General features: G+C 57.1%; 16 protein-coding genes and 2 pseudogenes. 10 read left to right on the top strand and 8 right to left on the bottom strand.

Annotation, left to right across the window (positions count from 1 at the left end; translation table 11 throughout):
• Positions 1 to 240 (top strand): annotated as a pseudogene (locus ACVWY9_RS13695) (RNA-guided endonuclease TnpB family protein); the annotation flags it as partial.
• Position 241: 1 nt separating this feature from the next.
• On the opposite strand, the gene ACVWY9_RS13690 reads toward ACVWY9_RS13695, so the two are convergent.
• From ACVWY9_RS13690 to wecB, 4 genes are all read right to left on the bottom strand, one after another.
• On the bottom strand, positions 242 to 1,219 hold the full coding sequence (locus ACVWY9_RS13690; protein ID WP_457388959.1) for a D-alanine--D-alanine ligase: 978 nt from the start codon (positions 1,217 to 1,219) through the stop codon (positions 242 to 244).
• 69 nt (positions 1,220 to 1,288) lie between these two features.
• The gene (ftsZ, locus tag ACVWY9_RS13685; RefSeq protein ID WP_457388958.1) at positions 1,289 to 2,410 is read right to left on the bottom strand and encodes a cell division protein FtsZ; all 1,122 of its coding nucleotides are present in this window, start codon (positions 2,408 to 2,410) and stop codon (positions 1,289 to 1,291) included.
• A 577-nt stretch (positions 2,411 to 2,987) separates the two neighbouring features.
• Positions 2,988 to 3,563 (bottom strand): ureidoglycolate lyase, encoded by a 576-nt coding sequence (locus ACVWY9_RS13680; RefSeq protein ID WP_457388956.1) that lies wholly within the window; start codon positions 3,561 to 3,563, stop codon positions 2,988 to 2,990.
• Between the two features lie 178 nt (positions 3,564 to 3,741).
• Positions 3,742 to 4,878: a non-hydrolyzing UDP-N-acetylglucosamine 2-epimerase gene (gene wecB / locus ACVWY9_RS13675; RefSeq protein WP_414419533.1), complete on the bottom strand. Its 1,137-nt coding sequence runs from the start codon at positions 4,876 to 4,878 to the stop codon at positions 3,742 to 3,744.
• A 923-nt stretch (positions 4,879 to 5,801) separates the two neighbouring features.
• Here wecB and mgtE point away from each other — a divergent pair.
• From mgtE to ACVWY9_RS13660, 3 genes are all read left to right on the top strand, one after another.
• Positions 5,802 to 7,181, top strand: coding sequence for a magnesium transporter (gene mgtE / locus ACVWY9_RS13670; RefSeq protein WP_457388953.1), 1,380 nt, complete (start codon positions 5,802 to 5,804; stop codon positions 7,179 to 7,181).
• A gap of 192 nt (positions 7,182 to 7,373) precedes the next feature.
• Positions 7,374 to 7,577, top strand: a complete 204-nt coding sequence (locus ACVWY9_RS13665; RefSeq protein WP_238376758.1) for a DUF7219 family protein — start codon at positions 7,374 to 7,376, stop codon at positions 7,575 to 7,577.
• A 17-nt stretch (positions 7,578 to 7,594) separates the two neighbouring features.
• Positions 7,595 to 8,296 (top strand): MgtC/SapB family protein, encoded by a 702-nt coding sequence (locus ACVWY9_RS13660; RefSeq protein ID WP_457388952.1) that lies wholly within the window; start codon positions 7,595 to 7,597, stop codon positions 8,294 to 8,296.
• A 4-nt stretch (positions 8,297 to 8,300) separates the two neighbouring features.
• Here the strand turns inward: ACVWY9_RS13660 and ACVWY9_RS13655 are convergent, their stop codons facing one another.
• On the bottom strand, positions 8,301 to 8,894 hold the full coding sequence (locus tag ACVWY9_RS13655) for a TMEM165/GDT1 family protein (protein ID WP_414350011.1): 594 nt from the start codon (positions 8,892 to 8,894) through the stop codon (positions 8,301 to 8,303).
• A 441-nt stretch (positions 8,895 to 9,335) separates the two neighbouring features.
• Between ACVWY9_RS13655 and ACVWY9_RS13650 the strand changes: the two genes are divergently transcribed.
• The 3 genes from ACVWY9_RS13650 to ACVWY9_RS13640 all read left to right on the top strand — a co-directional run bounded on the left by ACVWY9_RS13650 (position 9,336) and on the right by ACVWY9_RS13640 (position 10,419).
• Positions 9,336 to 9,458, top strand: coding sequence for a hypothetical protein (locus ACVWY9_RS13650; RefSeq protein ID WP_011429573.1), 123 nt, complete (start codon positions 9,336 to 9,338; stop codon positions 9,456 to 9,458).
• Between the two features lie 23 nt (positions 9,459 to 9,481).
• On the top strand, positions 9,482 to 9,883 hold the full coding sequence (locus ACVWY9_RS13645; protein WP_414343270.1) for a YraN family protein: 402 nt from the start codon (positions 9,482 to 9,484) through the stop codon (positions 9,881 to 9,883).
• Between the two features lie 299 nt (positions 9,884 to 10,182).
• On the top strand, positions 10,183 to 10,419 hold the full coding sequence (locus ACVWY9_RS13640; protein ID WP_228375425.1) for a hypothetical protein: 237 nt from the start codon (positions 10,183 to 10,185) through the stop codon (positions 10,417 to 10,419).
• Here the strand turns inward: ACVWY9_RS13640 and ACVWY9_RS13635 are convergent.
• The 3 genes from ACVWY9_RS13635 to ACVWY9_RS13625 all read right to left on the bottom strand — a co-directional run bounded on the left by ACVWY9_RS13635 (position 10,416) and on the right by ACVWY9_RS13625 (position 12,800).
• Complete coding sequence (locus ACVWY9_RS13635; protein ID WP_011429576.1) at positions 10,416 to 10,958, bottom strand: NYN domain-containing protein; 543 nt, start codon at positions 10,956 to 10,958, stop codon at positions 10,416 to 10,418. The genes ACVWY9_RS13640 and ACVWY9_RS13635 overlap by 4 nt on opposite strands.
• A gap of 134 nt (positions 10,959 to 11,092) precedes the next feature.
• Positions 11,093 to 11,803 (bottom strand): class I SAM-dependent methyltransferase, encoded by a 711-nt coding sequence (locus tag ACVWY9_RS13630; protein ID WP_011429577.1) that lies wholly within the window; start codon positions 11,801 to 11,803, stop codon positions 11,093 to 11,095.
• 49 nt (positions 11,804 to 11,852) lie between these two features.
• Complete coding sequence (locus tag ACVWY9_RS13625; protein ID WP_457388961.1) at positions 11,853 to 12,800, bottom strand: sugar phosphate nucleotidyltransferase; 948 nt, start codon at positions 12,798 to 12,800, stop codon at positions 11,853 to 11,855.
• Between the two features lie 446 nt (positions 12,801 to 13,246).
• Here ACVWY9_RS13625 and ACVWY9_RS13620 point away from each other — a divergent pair, with 446 nt between their 5' ends.
• From ACVWY9_RS13620 to ACVWY9_RS13610, 3 genes and pseudogenes are all read left to right on the top strand, one after another.
• Positions 13,247 to 14,110 carry an ABC transporter substrate-binding protein gene (locus tag ACVWY9_RS13620; RefSeq protein WP_457388949.1) on the top strand — a complete coding sequence of 288 codons (864 nt, stop codon included), beginning with the start codon at positions 13,247 to 13,249 and terminating at the stop codon, positions 14,108 to 14,110.
• Positions 14,107 to 14,928 (top strand): amino acid ABC transporter permease, encoded by an 822-nt coding sequence (locus ACVWY9_RS13615; protein ID WP_414412525.1) that lies wholly within the window; start codon positions 14,107 to 14,109, stop codon positions 14,926 to 14,928. The genes ACVWY9_RS13620 and ACVWY9_RS13615 overlap by 4 nt, the downstream gene beginning before the upstream one ends.
• 94 nt (positions 14,929 to 15,022) lie before the next feature.
• Positions 15,023 to 15,176, top strand: a pseudogene (locus ACVWY9_RS13610) (RNA-guided endonuclease InsQ/TnpB family protein); the annotation flags it as partial.
• Between the last annotated feature and the right edge of the window lie 91 nt (positions 15,177 to 15,267).

The following is a 15,267-nucleotide window of genomic DNA, read 5'->3' as shown; positions in this document are numbered from 1 at the left end:
CAGGGCAAGTCCTACCGCAGTGGCAAGTCGTTCAAGTGTGGGCACTGTGGATGGGAAGGGGATGCGGATTTGAATGGTGCGAATGTGATTGCGCTTTGGTGCTCCGCACCGCTAACGCGACTGGGGGCTGTCGTAAACCAGCCTAGAGGTTCGGGCCTGTTTTGTTCTCTGGTAGAGCAGAGCAGGCTCAGGGCTACTGAAATCCCGCTCCGTACCGCTTTAGCGGTCGGAGTCGGGTAGTTTACGGAGCGTTGCCGAGAGTCGCCGATGGACTTTGAGAACGCCGGGATCCGGTCAAGTTTGCCTTTCGCAGGGCATCCTGCAGCATTCGCTCCACCAACTCGGTGAACGTCCACCCCAGAGCTGCCGCCGCATCGGGACAGAGGGAAGTGGGGGTCATGCCGGGCAGTGTATTCACCTCCAACACCCAAGGATTTTCCTCGGGATCCACCCGCAGATCCACCCGCGCCAAGCCTTCGCACCCCAACGCCTGGTAGGCCTTCAGACCTGCCGCCTCACAGCGGGCCAACCCTGCCGGGCTGAGGGAACAGGGGATCAAATGCCGCGAGCCACCGGGTGCGTACTTGGCTTCGTAGTCGTAGAAGTCGCCTTGGGCGGGGATGATCTCAATGGCCGGAAGAACTTGGCCGGACAAGATCGAGAGGGTGATCTCCTTTCCGGGAACATAGCGCTCCAGAAAAATCCGCGACGAGACTGAGCGGGCCAACTCCAGCCCCTGAGCAAATGACCTCTCATCCCGGACAATGCTTATGCCCACCGTCGAGCCGTTGTTGCTGGGCTTAACCACCAGTGGGGATCCCAACTCTGCCGCACAGTCGGCCCAAGCGAGGGGGTTTTGGTCATCCCAAACCCGCCAATCGGGGGTAGGGATCCCCGCGGCGCGAAAGATCTGCTTGGAGACCAGCTTATCCATGGCCAGAGCACTGGCCAGCGGCCCGGATCCCTGGTAGGGCAGGCCCAGCCAGTCCAGCATTCCCTGTACCACCCCATCCTCGCCGCCGGGGCCATGCAGGGCAATCCAAACGAAATCGCAGCCGGCTTGCCGTTCCTGCCAAAGGCGCAGCGGCAGATCCTCCTCTGGGTCGATCACCTTCACCCGGTGGCCCAAATCCTCCAAAGCTCGCTTGCAGGCTTTACCCGTTACCCAAGAAACTTGACGTTCTGCCGAACGACCCCCCGCCAAGACAACAATGTTCATGGCTTAACCCCGAAGCACTCCCCACCCTTGACAACCGGCACCAAGATACCGGCACTCCTTCACTCTACTCTACGAAGGGGGCCGCCGGCGGCGCAAAAACTCGGGAATATCCAAGCCACCCGACATCGGCGGCTCAGGCTCCGGAGGCTGTCGAGGCGGCAGCTCAGGGCTCGTGGGGGTGGGCTTACGAACCCCTGACTTGTTGGAGGCAGAAACTTTGGTTGCAGCAGGGATGGCGGCTGGACGGGCTTTCTCTTGGAAACCGGTGGCGATGACCGTGATGCGCACTTCCCCCTGCATGCGCTCGTCTTGGACGGTGCCGAAGATGATGTTGGCCTCGGGATCCACTGCCTCGGCGATGATCTCGGCAGCCACCGTGACCTCATGCAAGGACAAATCTGGCCCACCGGTAATGTTGAAGAGGACACCTTTAGCCCCTTCGATGGAGGTTTCCAAAAGCGGCGAAGATACAGCGGTAATGGCGGCTTCGCGGGCGCGGGACTTGCCGGATCCCATGCCAATTCCCATCAAGGCAGAGCCGGCATCGGCCATCACGCTGCGCACATCGGCAAAATCCACATTGATCATGCCGGGAATGAGAATGATATCCGAGATGCCCTGCACCCCCTGCCGCAGCACATCATCAGCAACGCGAAAAGCCTCTTGGACAGGGGTTTGCTCGGAGATCACCGAAAGCAACTTGTCATTGGGAATTACAATCAGGGTATCAACTGCCTCCCGCAGCGCTTGGATCCCTTCCTCGGCCTGCTTGCTGCGGCGTTTGCCCTCAAAGGAAAAAGGCCGTGTCACCACTCCCACCGTCAGGGCACCACTGGCTTTGGCAATTTGGGCGATGACGGGTGCTCCACCCGTGCCCGTGCCTCCCCCCATGCCGGCGGCAATGAAGACCAGATCTGCCCCTTTGATGGCTGCTGCTATTTCTTCGCTGGATTCTTCTGCAGCTTTCTGGCCAATGGCCGGGTTACCACCTGCACCCAAGCCTCGAGTCAGCTTCTGCCCAATTTGCAAGCGGTTCACTGCCGAGGACTGGGCAAGGGCCTGCGCATCGGTGTTGACGCTCCAAAACTCGACGCCCACAAGGTTGCTGGCCGCCATCCGACTGACCGCGTTGCCACCCCCACCCCCCACGCCTACTACCTTAATCTTTGCGTTTGCGGTCTTGCTCGGCATGAAGTCCTCTGGACAATCCGCCGCTCTGGTCTGAGATCCGTTCCTCTCATACTCGGCATGAGAGCCTTCTCCCCTGTGGCGCTCATTCCAATGGGAAGGCGCAGACTGGGCTGAACCCAACCCTTGCCCAGGATTGGGAGGATGGATGTCTGACCAATTGGATGGCATGTCAGCTCTCACAATAACTTAAATTCTGGCAAATATCGAATATGCTAGCTGATTTAATATAGAGCAACTCCCTCCAGATGCCAACGCTGCCGACGTTTGTGAATCTTCCCGCTGAATACGGCCCTCCTAAAGACGCCTGTCGGCAGAATCTCAGGTAGCCTTTCTTGCCTAGAGGCATTTCTCTCTGAACTTGTCTCGAAGCTTTTGTGTGTAAGAATAGGTGTTCTCGAATACTTAGACCCTTGCAGGGGAAGAAGGGTCCAAAGGGAGGTTTCGGTACAAGAGTCTGGCCCTAGTTAAGGCCCAGTTAAGGCGAAGAGTCCCCTATCCAGCCAAAGGCTGATAGAGCGCCACTTTGTAGAACTGAGGCTTTGGCATCCTGTAGAGATTCAGGGATCCGGACTTGCATTCAGACCAGCTCTAGGTGGATCTCCGCTTTTAGCCGTTGGGGGAGGGAAATTTTGAATACATCTCCCTGATTCATTTCGTGGGCATCTTCCATGCTGGCCAGGGCTTCCACCACTTCTTCGGAGTTGGCGGTTAGCACCACAACGGGGCGCTCGCAGGCAATGGGGAAATCGTGCCACGTGCCGAGGTGCAGCAGCAGCCCATGCCCGGCAGGGAATCGCAGGGCTTGTACTTTGTCGAGATCGGGAGCTGCTTTGGGATGGTTGGGAGGAGCCATCACCATGATGAACGGCTCTTGCCCCAGGCCGACAAACAACTGGGTCATACACATGTGGCGCTCCAGCCAGAGCACAGGTGGATATCCGGGCAGGATCTTAGCCGTACGGATAACGGCTCTGCCGGTGTATTGAAAGTCGATGTTCTGTCCTTCCAGGACACGCCCCTGATAAAAGGGGATCCCCAGCCCAGGATTGGCCACATCGTCCCCTATAAGTTGGCCGAAGGGTTGCACATTTTCTGGGGTGGCATCCACAATCGGCACCCGGACAACGGTGGTGGAAGTTGCAGTCGTGCTCATGGTTTGCATCCTCGCTCTTGATTGGACTGGGGTCAATTGGATTGGAGTCAGGCTTTCTATCTTAATTAATTGTCTTATTGAGATTAATTGTCTTATTGAGAGCAATAGGTAAAGAAACGGTTTTCCCGGTAACGGTCTATACATCTTTGATTCTTATTTAATTCTTAACTTTTAATTCTTAACTTTGTTCTTCTCGAGGGCTTTGCGGATTAAACCACCGCTCGATGATGTGGCGAATTTGCCGGGCGGCAGTGCCATCGCCAAAGGGGTTTTGGGCTTGGGCCATGCGGGCATAAGCTTGCGGGTCTGTGAGCAATTCTCGGGCTGCCTTCAGGATCTTTTCGGGGTGTGTGCCTACCAGGCGGGCGGTGCCGGCAGCAATCGCTTCAGGACGTTCGGTGGTCTGCCGCAGCACCAGCACCGGTTTGCCCAGGGCAGGGGCCTCTTCTTGAATGCCGCCGGAGTCGCTGAGGATGAGGGTACAGCGCTGCATGGCGCTCACCCAGAGGGGATAGTCCAGAGGCTCAGTGAGAAAAGCCCGCTCATGGGATCCCAACAGGGCTTGCAGGGGATCCCGCACCAAGGGGTTGGGATGGAGGGGCAAAAGAAGGGCGGTATCGGGAAACTCGGCCAAGATCTGCAGCAGAGCCTTGCCGATGGCGGTTAGGGGATCCCCCCAATTTTCCCGCCGGTGCACGGTAACCAACAGGACACGGTAGCGCTGCCAGTCCAGCCCGGGAATGGGGCAGGGGATCCCTTGGGAGGCCACTTGCAGTAGGGCGTCGATGACAGTGTTGCCGGTGCAATGGATGGATCCCACCACGTGGCTTCGCTTCAGGTTGTCAACGGCTTGGGGGGTAGGGGCAAAGTGCAGGCTGGCCAACTGGGAGATCAGGCGGCGATTGGCCTCTTCGGGGAAAGGATTGTAGAGATCATCGGTGCGCAGTCCGGCTTCCACATGCCCGACCGGGATGCGGTGGTAGAAAGCTGCCAAGGCGGCAGCGAAGGCGGTGGTGGTATCTCCCTGCACCAAAACCAGTTGAGGATGTTGCTCTTGAAAGTAGAGTTCTAGGCCCCGCAAGGTGGCTTCGGTAATGTCCGTCAAGCTTTGGCGGGGGCGCATGATCGCCAGATCCCGATCCGCTTGCAGACCGAATAGCCGCATCACCTGATCCACCATTTCCCGGTGTTGTCCGGTCAAGATCAGCTCGGTGCGCAGATGGGGACTGGCACGCAGGGCTTGAATCACCGGGGCCAGCTTAATGGCTTCGGGCCGTGTGCCCAAGATCACGGCAATGAGGGGAAGGGAGGCCATAAGCTCAAGGACATCGGCACCTGTAGGAGATGGGAAGCGCAGCTCATTGAAGCAAGGCCACCAACAAACCACTAACAAAAACCACTAACAAAACAGAGGTGGCGAAGGGCGTGGGTTGCTCAAGGTCGCAAGCCACCGAGATGTAGACTCTGCTGAGTCAGGCTGAGGGCAATGTCGAGACGAGAGGAACCACAAGGGGGCTATTGCTGCTCACCCCGATCTTACCCCTCCAGCTGCCCCACCAATTTTTCACCGGATGAGCTGGAGAAAAAGGGTTGACGGGATCCCACTCCTGCAACTAGCCTAAAGGGAGCTGAAGAGATCCTCTTCTGGCTGTCCGGGTTGTTTCGGTTAACCTTTTTGGAGGAAAACGTTCAACAGCATGGACGCTTCCGGTAGTCGTAGCGCCAGCCACCAGTGGATGGTCTTCGAGGAGCACGTTCTTGAAGATTGGGCTCTTACTGGTGTCCTCCTTTTCCCCGCTGACAGCTTCTGTCGTCGCTTGAGAGGATCCCGTTTCGCCAACGCGAAGGGGTGGGAGAGTTTTCCCGGCTAGCTTTTGACTTGGGTGGCTCTCTCAGTCGGCGACGAACAGATGAGCTGAGCAGAGCCTTACCTGAGCAATGGGTTTGTGCAGCCCTGTTCAGAAAAGGGGAGATCAGGAGTAATTCCGAGGGGATTCCCCTTGACTTTCCCGTTGTGGGTTTTGGGGTTTCCGCAGGCCTGGGGATCCCTTGGAGTCCCTCTTATCGGCTTGGGCGCTTGCGATCCAAGCTGGGCTTGGAGGCCTGGCGCTAGACCTACGGCTTGCTGCGCGGCCATCCAAGGGTTTCAGGGCTTCCCTGTGAGCCTCGGAGCACCGGTTGGCTGTTGACCTCCTGGTTCTCTTCATCCCGGCTGACCCCAACGTTCGGAGGTTTATCATGCGGCACAACGTTCTTCGCGATCTCCTAACCCCTGCTTCCTTGGAAGCCGCCAAGCGAGAGGCCAACCGCGCTCCCATTGCCGAGCTGGTGCAGCAGTTGATGGAGATTTCACCTCGGCAGCGGGTACTGGCTTTTCGCTTGCTGGAAAAAGACAGAGCCATTGCAGTGTTTGAGTATCTGCGGCCCGAAGAGCAGGCCGATCTCATTCGCAGCATGGAAAGCCCAGAAGTGATCCAGCTCATAGAAGCTCTGCCACCTGATGAGCGGGTACGTCTGTTTGAGGAGTTGCCGGCCAAAGTAACCAAGCGCCTCATTGCCAACCTCAGCCCAGAAGCTCGGGAAGCAGTGAATATCTTGCTGGGTTATCCAGAGCGCAGTGCCGGTCGGCTGATGAACCTGCGCTACTTGTCGGTACGGGATACCATCACCGTCGGGGCTGCTCTGGCCAGCGTGCGGGACTCTCAACTGGGAGACGATGAGCTGGATGTGATTTTTGTGGTGGACGATCAGCGGTTCTACAAAGGTTTGGTTCGCACCGTGCGCCTCGTGAAAGCAGATCCGGATTTGCCCATTCGGGAGCTGATTGAGGGATCGGATATTTTTGCTCGGGTTACCGACCGGGATCTCCAGGCAGCCCGTTTGCTCAAAGATTCCGGCTTGCCGGCCATTCCGGTGGTGGATACGGAAGGGCGCTTGGTGGGAGATATCACCTTTGAAGATGTCATCAACTTGGTGGAAGAAGAAGCCACCGACGCCGCTCTGGCCCAAGCAGGGGTGGGCAACTTGCTCAGCCGAGACAAGGTTTGGAGCGAGCGCCTGGTTAAAGGCTCCCGTTGGTATGCCGTCCGCCTGCGCATCACGTTTTTAATCATCACCTTGATTGGCGGCATGGTGGTGGGGGGAGTGATCCAAACCTTTGAGGAAGTGTTGGAGGCGGTGACGGCAGCGGCTATTTTCATCCCCTTGGTCATGGATATGGGCGGTAATGTCGGCACCCAATCTACGACCATCTTTGCCCGTGGCTTGGCTTGGGGCCACATCAACGTGCGGCAGTTTCTCCCCTATTTGCTGCGGGAAGCCAGCATCGGCGCCATTATTGGCGGGATCCTAGGAGTTGCGGCTGGGGTGATTGCCTACTTCTGGCAGGGGGCACCGAATGGGATCCCACAATTGGGTCTAGCGGTGGGCTTGGCTCTGGCCATTGTCCTCACTTTGGGGGCTATCTTGGGCGCCATTTTGCCCTGGGTGATGTTAAAGCTGGGCTTTGACCACGCTCCGGGAGCGGATCCTTTTATCACCACCATTAAAGACTTCACCGGCCTCTGGGTGTATTTCACCCTGGTGGCTTGGCTAGTCGGGGTTGAAGTGGAGTTCTAGGGCTGCGCCGGCGCTGGATCCAGGGGGCACCTCACCGGCAAAGCGCGTTCCAGGAACGAATAATCCAGCCCTTCTTGAGAAATCAGCCTTTCAGAGTCTCGCCACAAGGCCATCGCGACGGCGGCGCAGAGCACTTTTACGAGGTGTCCTTTGACCAACGAAGGGTTACAGCAAACATTTAGGAGGTGTGCCATGACCTTGAAAGTTCTATCTCCCTTGGCTGCTGCTCAATTTCGGTCACGGCTGCAGCAGTACGCCTATCGGGTGGGCATAACCTGTGCTTTAGAAACAGGTGGTAAGCTGGCCCCAGAATCCGCCTTTGCTCAACTGGAAGCCCTCTGGCAAACCTTGCAACAGGAAGCCACTGCCCTTGGGATCCCAGATGAGGATGGCTAAACCACGAGAACCGGAGCATGACCTGGATTGACTTCACCTTGCGTTTGGCCGTTGCCTTTGTCCTGGGATCCCTCATTGGCCTGGAGCGACAGTGGCGGCAGCGCATGGCCGGCTTGCGCACCAATACCCTGGTGGCCACGGGTGCAGCTTTGTTTGTCATGCTCTCGGTTCTCACCCCTGATGAAAGCAGCCCGACCCGTATTGCGGCCCAAGTGGTATCGGGGATTGGCTTTTTGGCCGGGGGCGTGATTCTTAAGGAAGGAGCCAGCGTCCGTGGCCTGAACACTGCCGCCACCATCTGGTGTGCAGCCGCGGTGGGAGCCTTTGCCGGATCGGGGTACATTCCCCAAGCTGCCATTGGGGCCGCAGCTGTGTTGATCTCCAACGTTGTGCTGCGTCCACTGGGCTACCGCATCAACCAGCAGCCTTTGAAAGGCACAGAACTGGAACTGGTCTATGAGTGTTCATTTGTCTGCAAAAGCCAAGCAGAGGCCCACATCCGCGCCTTGCTCTTGCAAGGCATAGCTCCCACCCATCTCAAACTGCGCGCCCTCTACAGCGAAGACCTGGAGGACAAGCCCGATCTGGTCAGAGTCGAAGCAGAGCTGGTCACCCAAACCCGCGACGACCAAGCCCTAGAACTTGTCGTCAGCCGCCTCAGCCTAGAGCCAGGTGTGATCACTGCCCGATGGCGGATCATCGAACAGGAATTTGGCTGATCCCTCATCCTGCCAACTCCCAACCGGTCAGCAACGCAAACACCAGAAATAAGCCGCCCCCCACCCAATGCACGGCGCGTTCAGAGATGTGAGCTGCTAAAAAACGACCTCCCACCACCGCCAGCCCCACCATCAGTCCATGGCCAAGGGTAGCCCCTGCCCATACACTCAATCCCGGGTGGGTGGCCGCCAAGGAGACGGTGGCAATCTGGGTTTTATCCCCGAACTCGGCCAAGGCCGTCAAGCTAAAGGCTTCCCACACAATGGCCCAAGCCCCACCGCGGCCCGCCCCTTTTTCTTCTGCCTGCTCCACCAGCCTGAGGGCTTCTTCCTCTTCTTCTTTTTCCTGCTGGGGAGTCATCTTGTAAGCTTGCCAGAGCATTCTCAGCCCAAAAGCCGCGAAAACCCCAGCCGACAACACTCGCACGCCCAGGGGTGGCAGCAGCTTGAAAAGCACCTTCCCGGCCACCACCGCCAGCAAGGTCATCACGGCCAAAGCCAGCCATGTTCCCAAGAAAACCCAGCGGCGCGGGTGTCGCATAGCCAGAATCAGGGGGGTAAAAAAGGTTTTATCCCCAAACTCCGCTACCGTAACCAACAGCAAACTTGACGCAAAACCAGCCCACATCGTTTAGCCTCCAACCTCTCTTGTGTGTGGAATGGGTTCACACCTAGAGGTGAAGGCTGGGAAAGTCAGACGGACTCACCAAGCTCACCTCTGCGTGAACTCAGTGAAAGTCTCGTCACCAAAGCAGCCTGCCGGGCTTGCTTTGTCTCTTGCACCGGGCTGTTTTTAGCCAGTATGTCGATGCAGAGGGCGGTAAGCCGCCTGACTACTCCCTTTCCGTCTGAATGGTAGCATGCTGAGCTCCCAGTGGGAGTCATTCATTCAAGCATTCAAGAAAAGCTCTCCAATGGGATCCCCCAAGACTTGCTGTGCCTTGGCCGATATCAGTGCCGCGCATCGCTTACCAGAGGATTGTGAAGGAGCGGCAGGCTATTATGATCACGGTTGAGGAGAAAATCAGGGGAAAACCACGTGGATGCAAAGTTAGTCTTGGTGGGGGTTGCTCTTGTCCTCTCTCTGGCAAGTTTCTACTTCGGCACCCGCAACGGCTTTTACGACACCGACAAGTATCACGGCAATGGCTCTGCTCATTAGAGCCGGGCGCTGGTGATTTTTTTATGGATCCCTTGCCCAGAAGGGCTTCCCTCCAGAATACAGGCAACGTCGGCGAGGGCTGGGTGCGGCAATATCTCTGTCAGCAGGGCTGGCAGATCCTGGCCCAGCGGTGGCGCTGCCCTTGGGGCGAGCTGGATCTGGTTGCCCACAAAGCTGATGTGCTGATTTTCGTAGAGGTGAAAACCCGTAGCCCCGGTAGCTGGGATCGAGGCGGGCTTTTGGCGGTTGGGATCCCCAAGCAGCGACGCTTGATCCGGGCTGCCCAAGCCTTCTTGAGCCAGCATCCCCACCTCTCCGAGTTGTCCTGCCGTTTTGATGTTGCGCTGATAGAACGTCGGGCCTCTGGGGAAGGGGTGAGCTATGCTTTGGTTGACTACCTGCCAGCGGCTTTTGAGATTTGTTGAAGCAAGCTTATCCGAGATGCTGTGGGAGCTTATGGCCGTTTCAGGTTAGGTGAGATGCCTGGGCTGCTGAGACAAGCCCTCTAGCCCCGCGCATTATTGCTCCGCAACGCTATTGCTCCACAACCCTGACGCAGTGTCCTAGAGTGTCCTAGTTTGAATCAAAATAACTATAAAGCTGGGCCAGCCTCTCCGACTCATCTGAATACGAAGAACAGATGGAGCTTTCTGGGGTCATTCATCATCCTCACTAAGATCCGGCCTGGGGATCCCTTCATTGGCTCATGATTTTGGGAAACAGCATGAAAGCGCATGAGTTCTGGGCTCGTACCGACAGCCAAGGTCAACTGATTTTGCCCATGCGGGCGCAGGAGCAATTGCCCAAAGATCGAGTTGTGCGGGTGCTGGTGTTGGTAGATGAGCAGGAGCTGGCTCCAGCAGAGGTAGCGGATCCTTCACAGGAGCAGTTGCCTACTGCCTCGCCAGATGAGGAGCATCTTTGGTATGGAGCTCCCACCGTTCCCTACGATGGCATTTAGCGCATGGGATCTTGGCCGGACAGCCGCCAGCGGTTTAGGCGCGAGAGGGTATCTGCATCCAAGTAGGCATCAATGCCCCGCTTGCTCGACAGCCGTTTTGGTTGGACGCGCCGGATCTGCTGCTGGGCCTGCTGCACTTCATCCCACAGTTGTTCTGCCGAGACCCATTCGGCGTTGTAGCCGCCAATCACCAACTGCTGGACACGATCGGAGGTAGCCACCCGTACCCGACACCCATCCCTCTGCAACTGAGCACACAGCCGTTCAATACAACTGTCGGCGGTCTCGCCATAGGAGGTATACAGGATCTCGATACCCGAAGGGGAGCGCTCTTGCCGGGCTGGAGTGGGTTGGGCGTAGGCATCGTACACCACGGTCGCCTGGTAGCCCCGGAAGGCCACATAGTTGGCCAAAGATTCCACCAAGCGCAGACGGGCCAATTCCATCAGGGAGCGACGCGCTAACTGGCTCAGGGTGGGCCAAGCTCCGATGATGTTGTAGCCATCAACCAAGAGGAAGGTGGGAGAGGAGGCTTGCATGGATGGCGGTGGATCCCTTGTCCGGGATCACACTTCTTAATCTTAATCTTTATCTTATTTTTAATCTTAGTACCCAGCCTTAAAGGTTACCCCACTACTCCGAATGCTCCGATACTTTCCCGGTTGTGAGCAGATCACGGTCTGCGCTGAATCCAATAGGTGGTGAACAGTTCGCCACTGGCCTGTTTCTGAATTTTGCCCCCCAAGGCTGCGATGCGCCGCTCCCACTCCGTTAGGGGGGTGAAAATCGGTTCGGTGCCTTTGAATAGCTCGATGAGGCCCCATTGTTCCGCCCACACCGAGTCGGGATTGACCACTTCAATAATCACAGGTGCAGCCGGTCGCAACACTCGCATCAACTCTGCCCAAACCGCGTCGAAGTACTCAATCGGGTAGTAGTACAAAAATCCGGTGGCAATGGCCAGATCAAATTGCTCCGACTCGTAGTTTTCCAAATGGTGGGCGGATCCCTGTTGCATTGACTTGAACAGCTTGGAGTTAAGCTGGGGTGCCCGCGAGCGAATAAAGCGCACAATCTCACCGCTCAGCTCATGGCCGTAAAAGTAGGCTTGCCAATCGTTCCAGGGATAGGTCAGGAAGCTTACCCCACAGCCCAAATCCAAACAGGCTTCCCGTTTTTTGGGGGCACGCAGTTGCCAAAAGGGGATCCCGAGGCGCTCTTGCAGGTGATCCCGCTGCTGGGCTTGCCAAAAAGGCAGTTGCTCCAGGTCTGGGGGAAGTTGCCAACCTGGCCGACCCAGTTGAATTTCCAGCTCCCGATTGAAGCGAGCAGCTACGGCAGCAAGGTAGGGATCCCAGCGTTCCCCGGTTTGTGGTAACTCCATCTGTTGATGGCTTTGTCGTGGATGGTTGTGGACTTAACTTGCACTTAACCTACACTACCAGGACTCTCGGCCCGTAGGCTCCCGGCTGCAGGGATCCATTTACCCAGCTGTGGCTGCCGAGGATGGTGCCTGCTGGAATCTGAGCTTGGGATCCCAGCCGGGTGTGGGCGCCAATGTAGCAGGGGGCGTGCAGTTGAGCGCTGGGATGGATCTCAGCCGTTTTGTGCACCCATATCCCCGGCGCCTGTTGCTGCACATTTTCCAGGGGAAAATCCGTCATTCGACCCAGGAGAATGTCCAGTTGGCCGTGGTAGTAGCTGGCCGGCGTGCCCAGATCCCGCCAGTAGCCTGCGTGGAGATAAGCTTGCAGCCGGTGCCCTTGCCTGAGCAGATCGGGGAAGACACGCCGCTCAAAGCTGAGGGGATCCCCACTGGGGTAGTCTTTAAAAATGGCCGGATCCAAGACATAGGTGCCGGCGTTGATCGTGTCGGTGGTGAGGGTGAGGGCTTCTGCAGGGGTGGGTTTTTCCCGAAAAGATTGGATCTGGCCCCCTTCCCCAACTTCCACCAGGCCATAGGCGGTGATATCTTCCACGCGGGCGAGGGTGAGGGTGGCAATGGCCTTGCTCTGCACATGACATTGCATCAACGCCTGCAAATCCAGATCCGTGAGGATGTCTGCATTGAAAACCACCAAGGGATCCCCGGTGAAATAGGGCTGAGCCAGCACCAAGGCTCCCGCCGTATCCAAAGGCGTCTCTTCAGGAATGTAGCGGAGCTTCACCCCCAAAGCAGAGCCATCTCCCAGAGCAGCCTCAATTTGTTGGCCCAGATAACCCACGCTGAGCAAAATATCTGTCAGGCCGGCTCGGCGGCAGCGCCCGATCAGCCACTCCAAAAAGGGCACATCCAAAAGGGGCAACAAAGGCTTAGGCTGCAAAAAGGTAAAAGGCCGTAAGCGAGTTCCTTTTCCACCCGCCAAGATTACCGCCTGTATATTCCCTCTCAACCCTACCCTCCTTCAAGATATTGACATCCTCTCCGCCCAATTGCTAGGGGGGATCCCTTGGGTCGAGCCAAATGTTTCTTGCTACACATTCGGCTAACCAGACCGAGCACTATTTTGACTTCATGAGCATTGTCAATGTCAATTTTCCGCTGCTCACAGACGGGCACGGCTGACCCATCACAAATCTTGGTCGTGAGTCTCAGCGGAGACATTCTATCGGGATTCTTGCCATCGGGATTCTTGGGCTCAATCCTGAGATGGTTGGAGAAGGTTTGCTTTTTTTAGAGCCTTTTTGGAGAATTGCAACCTGCCCGCCTCTGCCTGGAATGGCCGCCCAAAGCGTCAGTGTCAGGTGATACTGCCTTGCGGCGAGAATTGTGACAGCCTTTGGATTCCAGTAGGTTTGCGCTTCACCTTCATCTGAGGTTTTGCCGATGTCTGTTTCTCGACGCCGATCCCTACAAGCCCTTTGCTTGACCCTGGCCGGATGCTGGGCTTTAAGTGCACACCAGGGATCCCTGCTGGCCCAAGGTAGCGATTTGTTGGCTCAAGTTCAAGAGCGGGGGGTGCTCCGGATTTCCACCGACTCCAATTACCGGCCTCAGAGCTACCTCAATCCCGACGGCAGTTGGGAAGGATTTGACGTGGATGTGGCGCGCGAGATCGCCAAGCGCTTGGGGGTAAAGGCTGAGTTTTTGGATATCAACTTTGATGTCATCACCGCCGGATCTTGGAATGGCCGCTGGGATGTCAATGTCGGCTCCATGACCGTAACTGCCGAACGCCAGAAAGCTCTGCTGTTTACCATTCCCTACTACTACACCCCCGCCAGCTTCGTGGTCCACCAAGCCTCGACCCTGACCGATATCGCCGCTTTGGAAGGAAAGCGAGTTGGGGTGGGCACCGCCACCACCTACCAAGCTTACCTGGAGGGCAACCTCACTCTGGAAGGAGAGACCATCCAAGTTCCGGCCCCGCGGGTGGACATTCGCATCTACGACACCGATAGCCTGGCTCTGCAGGATTTGGCACTGGGGGATGGCACCCGCCTGGATGCAGTCTTGACAGCTTTGCCGACGGCTGAAAACGCCATTCGGGAAGGACTGCCCCTGAAAACTCTGGGGGATCCGGTCTACTATGAAGCCTTGGCTGTGGCCTTGGATCGCTCCAGCCCTGCCCCTTCCGAGAGCTTACAAGCCAAAATTAACGAAATCTTAGAATCCATGCATGCGGACGGCACGCTAACAGCCCTCTCGAAGCGGTATTACGGCATTGATCTGACGAAAAAAGCTGAGTGAGCAAAGACTCTATCCCACTGGAGCAGCCCATTTACCCACCGCCCCGGATTCGAAAAGGGATCCCGTTCCCGGTGGCCCAGGGGTTGTGGTTGGTTTTGTGGCTGCTGTTGTTGCTGTTCACCTTCAGCGGGGTACAGTTGGAGTTGGCCGGGATCCCCATCCGTACCTTGCGTCTCAACGGCAACTTTGTGCGCGAGTGGTGGTGGTTTATCTCGCAAGGGGTGGGCACTACTTTTCAACTGTCCTTGGTCTCCATCCTCTGCGCTACCACGTTGGCCTTTTTGTCGGCGCTGGCGGGCCTCTCCCAGATTGCCCCTCTGAGCAGCCTCTCCGCTCTCTATGTCTCGTTGATGCGAGGCACACCTCTATTTCTGCAGTTTTTGTTCATCTACCAGGCTTTGCCGCAACTGGGTCTGGTGTTCGGCTCGTTCACTTCGGCAGTGCTGGCCTTGAGCCTGAACTATGGCGCCTACATGAGCGAGATCTTCCGGGCCGGGATCCAAGCCATTCCCGTCGGGCAGCGGGAAGCCGCCTATGCCCTGGGGCTTAAGCCCTGGCAAACCCTGTGGTGCATCATTTTGCCGCAAGCTTTCCGAATTGTCTTACCGGACATTGGCAACCAATTCATCGCCATGCAGAAAGACACTGCCCTGGCCAGCGCCATTGCTTTGCAGGAGTTGATGGGCCGGGCTCGACAGGCGGGTTTGCCGCGCCAACATTTTTTTGAGGCTTTGGTGGTGGCAGCGCTGTGGTACTGGCTGCTGACGTTAATCTTGTCATTTTTCCAGGGACGCTTGGAACGGTACCTGGCCCGCTAGAGGAGCCTGACTCTAATCCGGCCATTACTTTGGTGTCTGCTTGCATACGTTTGTGGTTGCCCACAAAGACCGGCTGTGCCGTTCGCGATAGCAGGGGGCTCCAAAAACAGCCAGAAAGCTGGGGGACATCATCCTGCACTGACCTGCCGCAGTGGGTGAAAGAGGATCCCTGCCACCTCAAGCGGAACGCCATTCAAGAGGCAGGGCTGGCCTTTCGAGAGAGCAAAGACCCGAAGTTTCGCAGCGTCAGCTAGAAATCGCAGGAGCCCCGCACTGTACCCGTAGGGTCAGTGTCGGGAGGAATGCGGAAGTTATGATAGAACCATGACCCAAGTCCTG

It is taken from the genome of Thermostichus sp. OS-CIW-31 (assembly GCF_054060305.1).
Note: the sequence above shows the minus strand (reverse complement) of the source record. Positions and strands in the feature narration are given on the sequence as shown.

Coding starts and splice junctions, on each gene's coding strand:
- ACVWY9_RS13690 (WP_457388959.1), bottom strand. CDS start 1,219: ATGAACATTGTTGTCTTGGCGGGGGGTCGTTCGGCAGAACGTCAAGTT.
- ftsZ (WP_457388958.1), bottom strand. CDS start 2,410: ATGCCGAGCAAGACCGCAAACGCAAAGATTAAGGTAGTAGGCGTGGGG.
- ACVWY9_RS13680 (WP_457388956.1), bottom strand. CDS start 3,563: ATGAGCACGACTGCAACTTCCACCACCGTTGTCCGGGTGCCGATTGTG.
- wecB (WP_414419533.1), bottom strand. CDS start 4,878: ATGGCCTCCCTTCCCCTCATTGCCGTGATCTTGGGCACACGGCCCGAA.
- mgtE (WP_457388953.1), top strand. CDS start 5,802: ATGCGGCACAACGTTCTTCGCGATCTCCTAACCCCTGCTTCCTTGGAA.
- ACVWY9_RS13665 (WP_238376758.1), top strand. CDS start 7,374: ATGACCTTGAAAGTTCTATCTCCCTTGGCTGCTGCTCAATTTCGGTCA.
- ACVWY9_RS13660 (WP_457388952.1), top strand. CDS start 7,595: ATGACCTGGATTGACTTCACCTTGCGTTTGGCCGTTGCCTTTGTCCTG.
- ACVWY9_RS13645 (WP_414343270.1), top strand. CDS start 9,482: ATGGATCCCTTGCCCAGAAGGGCTTCCCTCCAGAATACAGGCAACGTC.
- ACVWY9_RS13640 (WP_228375425.1), top strand. CDS start 10,183: ATGAAAGCGCATGAGTTCTGGGCTCGTACCGACAGCCAAGGTCAACTG.
- ACVWY9_RS13635 (WP_011429576.1), bottom strand. CDS start 10,958: ATGCAAGCCTCCTCTCCCACCTTCCTCTTGGTTGATGGCTACAACATC.
- ACVWY9_RS13630 (WP_011429577.1), bottom strand. CDS start 11,803: ATGGAGTTACCACAAACCGGGGAACGCTGGGATCCCTACCTTGCTGCC.
- ACVWY9_RS13620 (WP_457388949.1), top strand. CDS start 13,247: ATGTCTGTTTCTCGACGCCGATCCCTACAAGCCCTTTGCTTGACCCTG.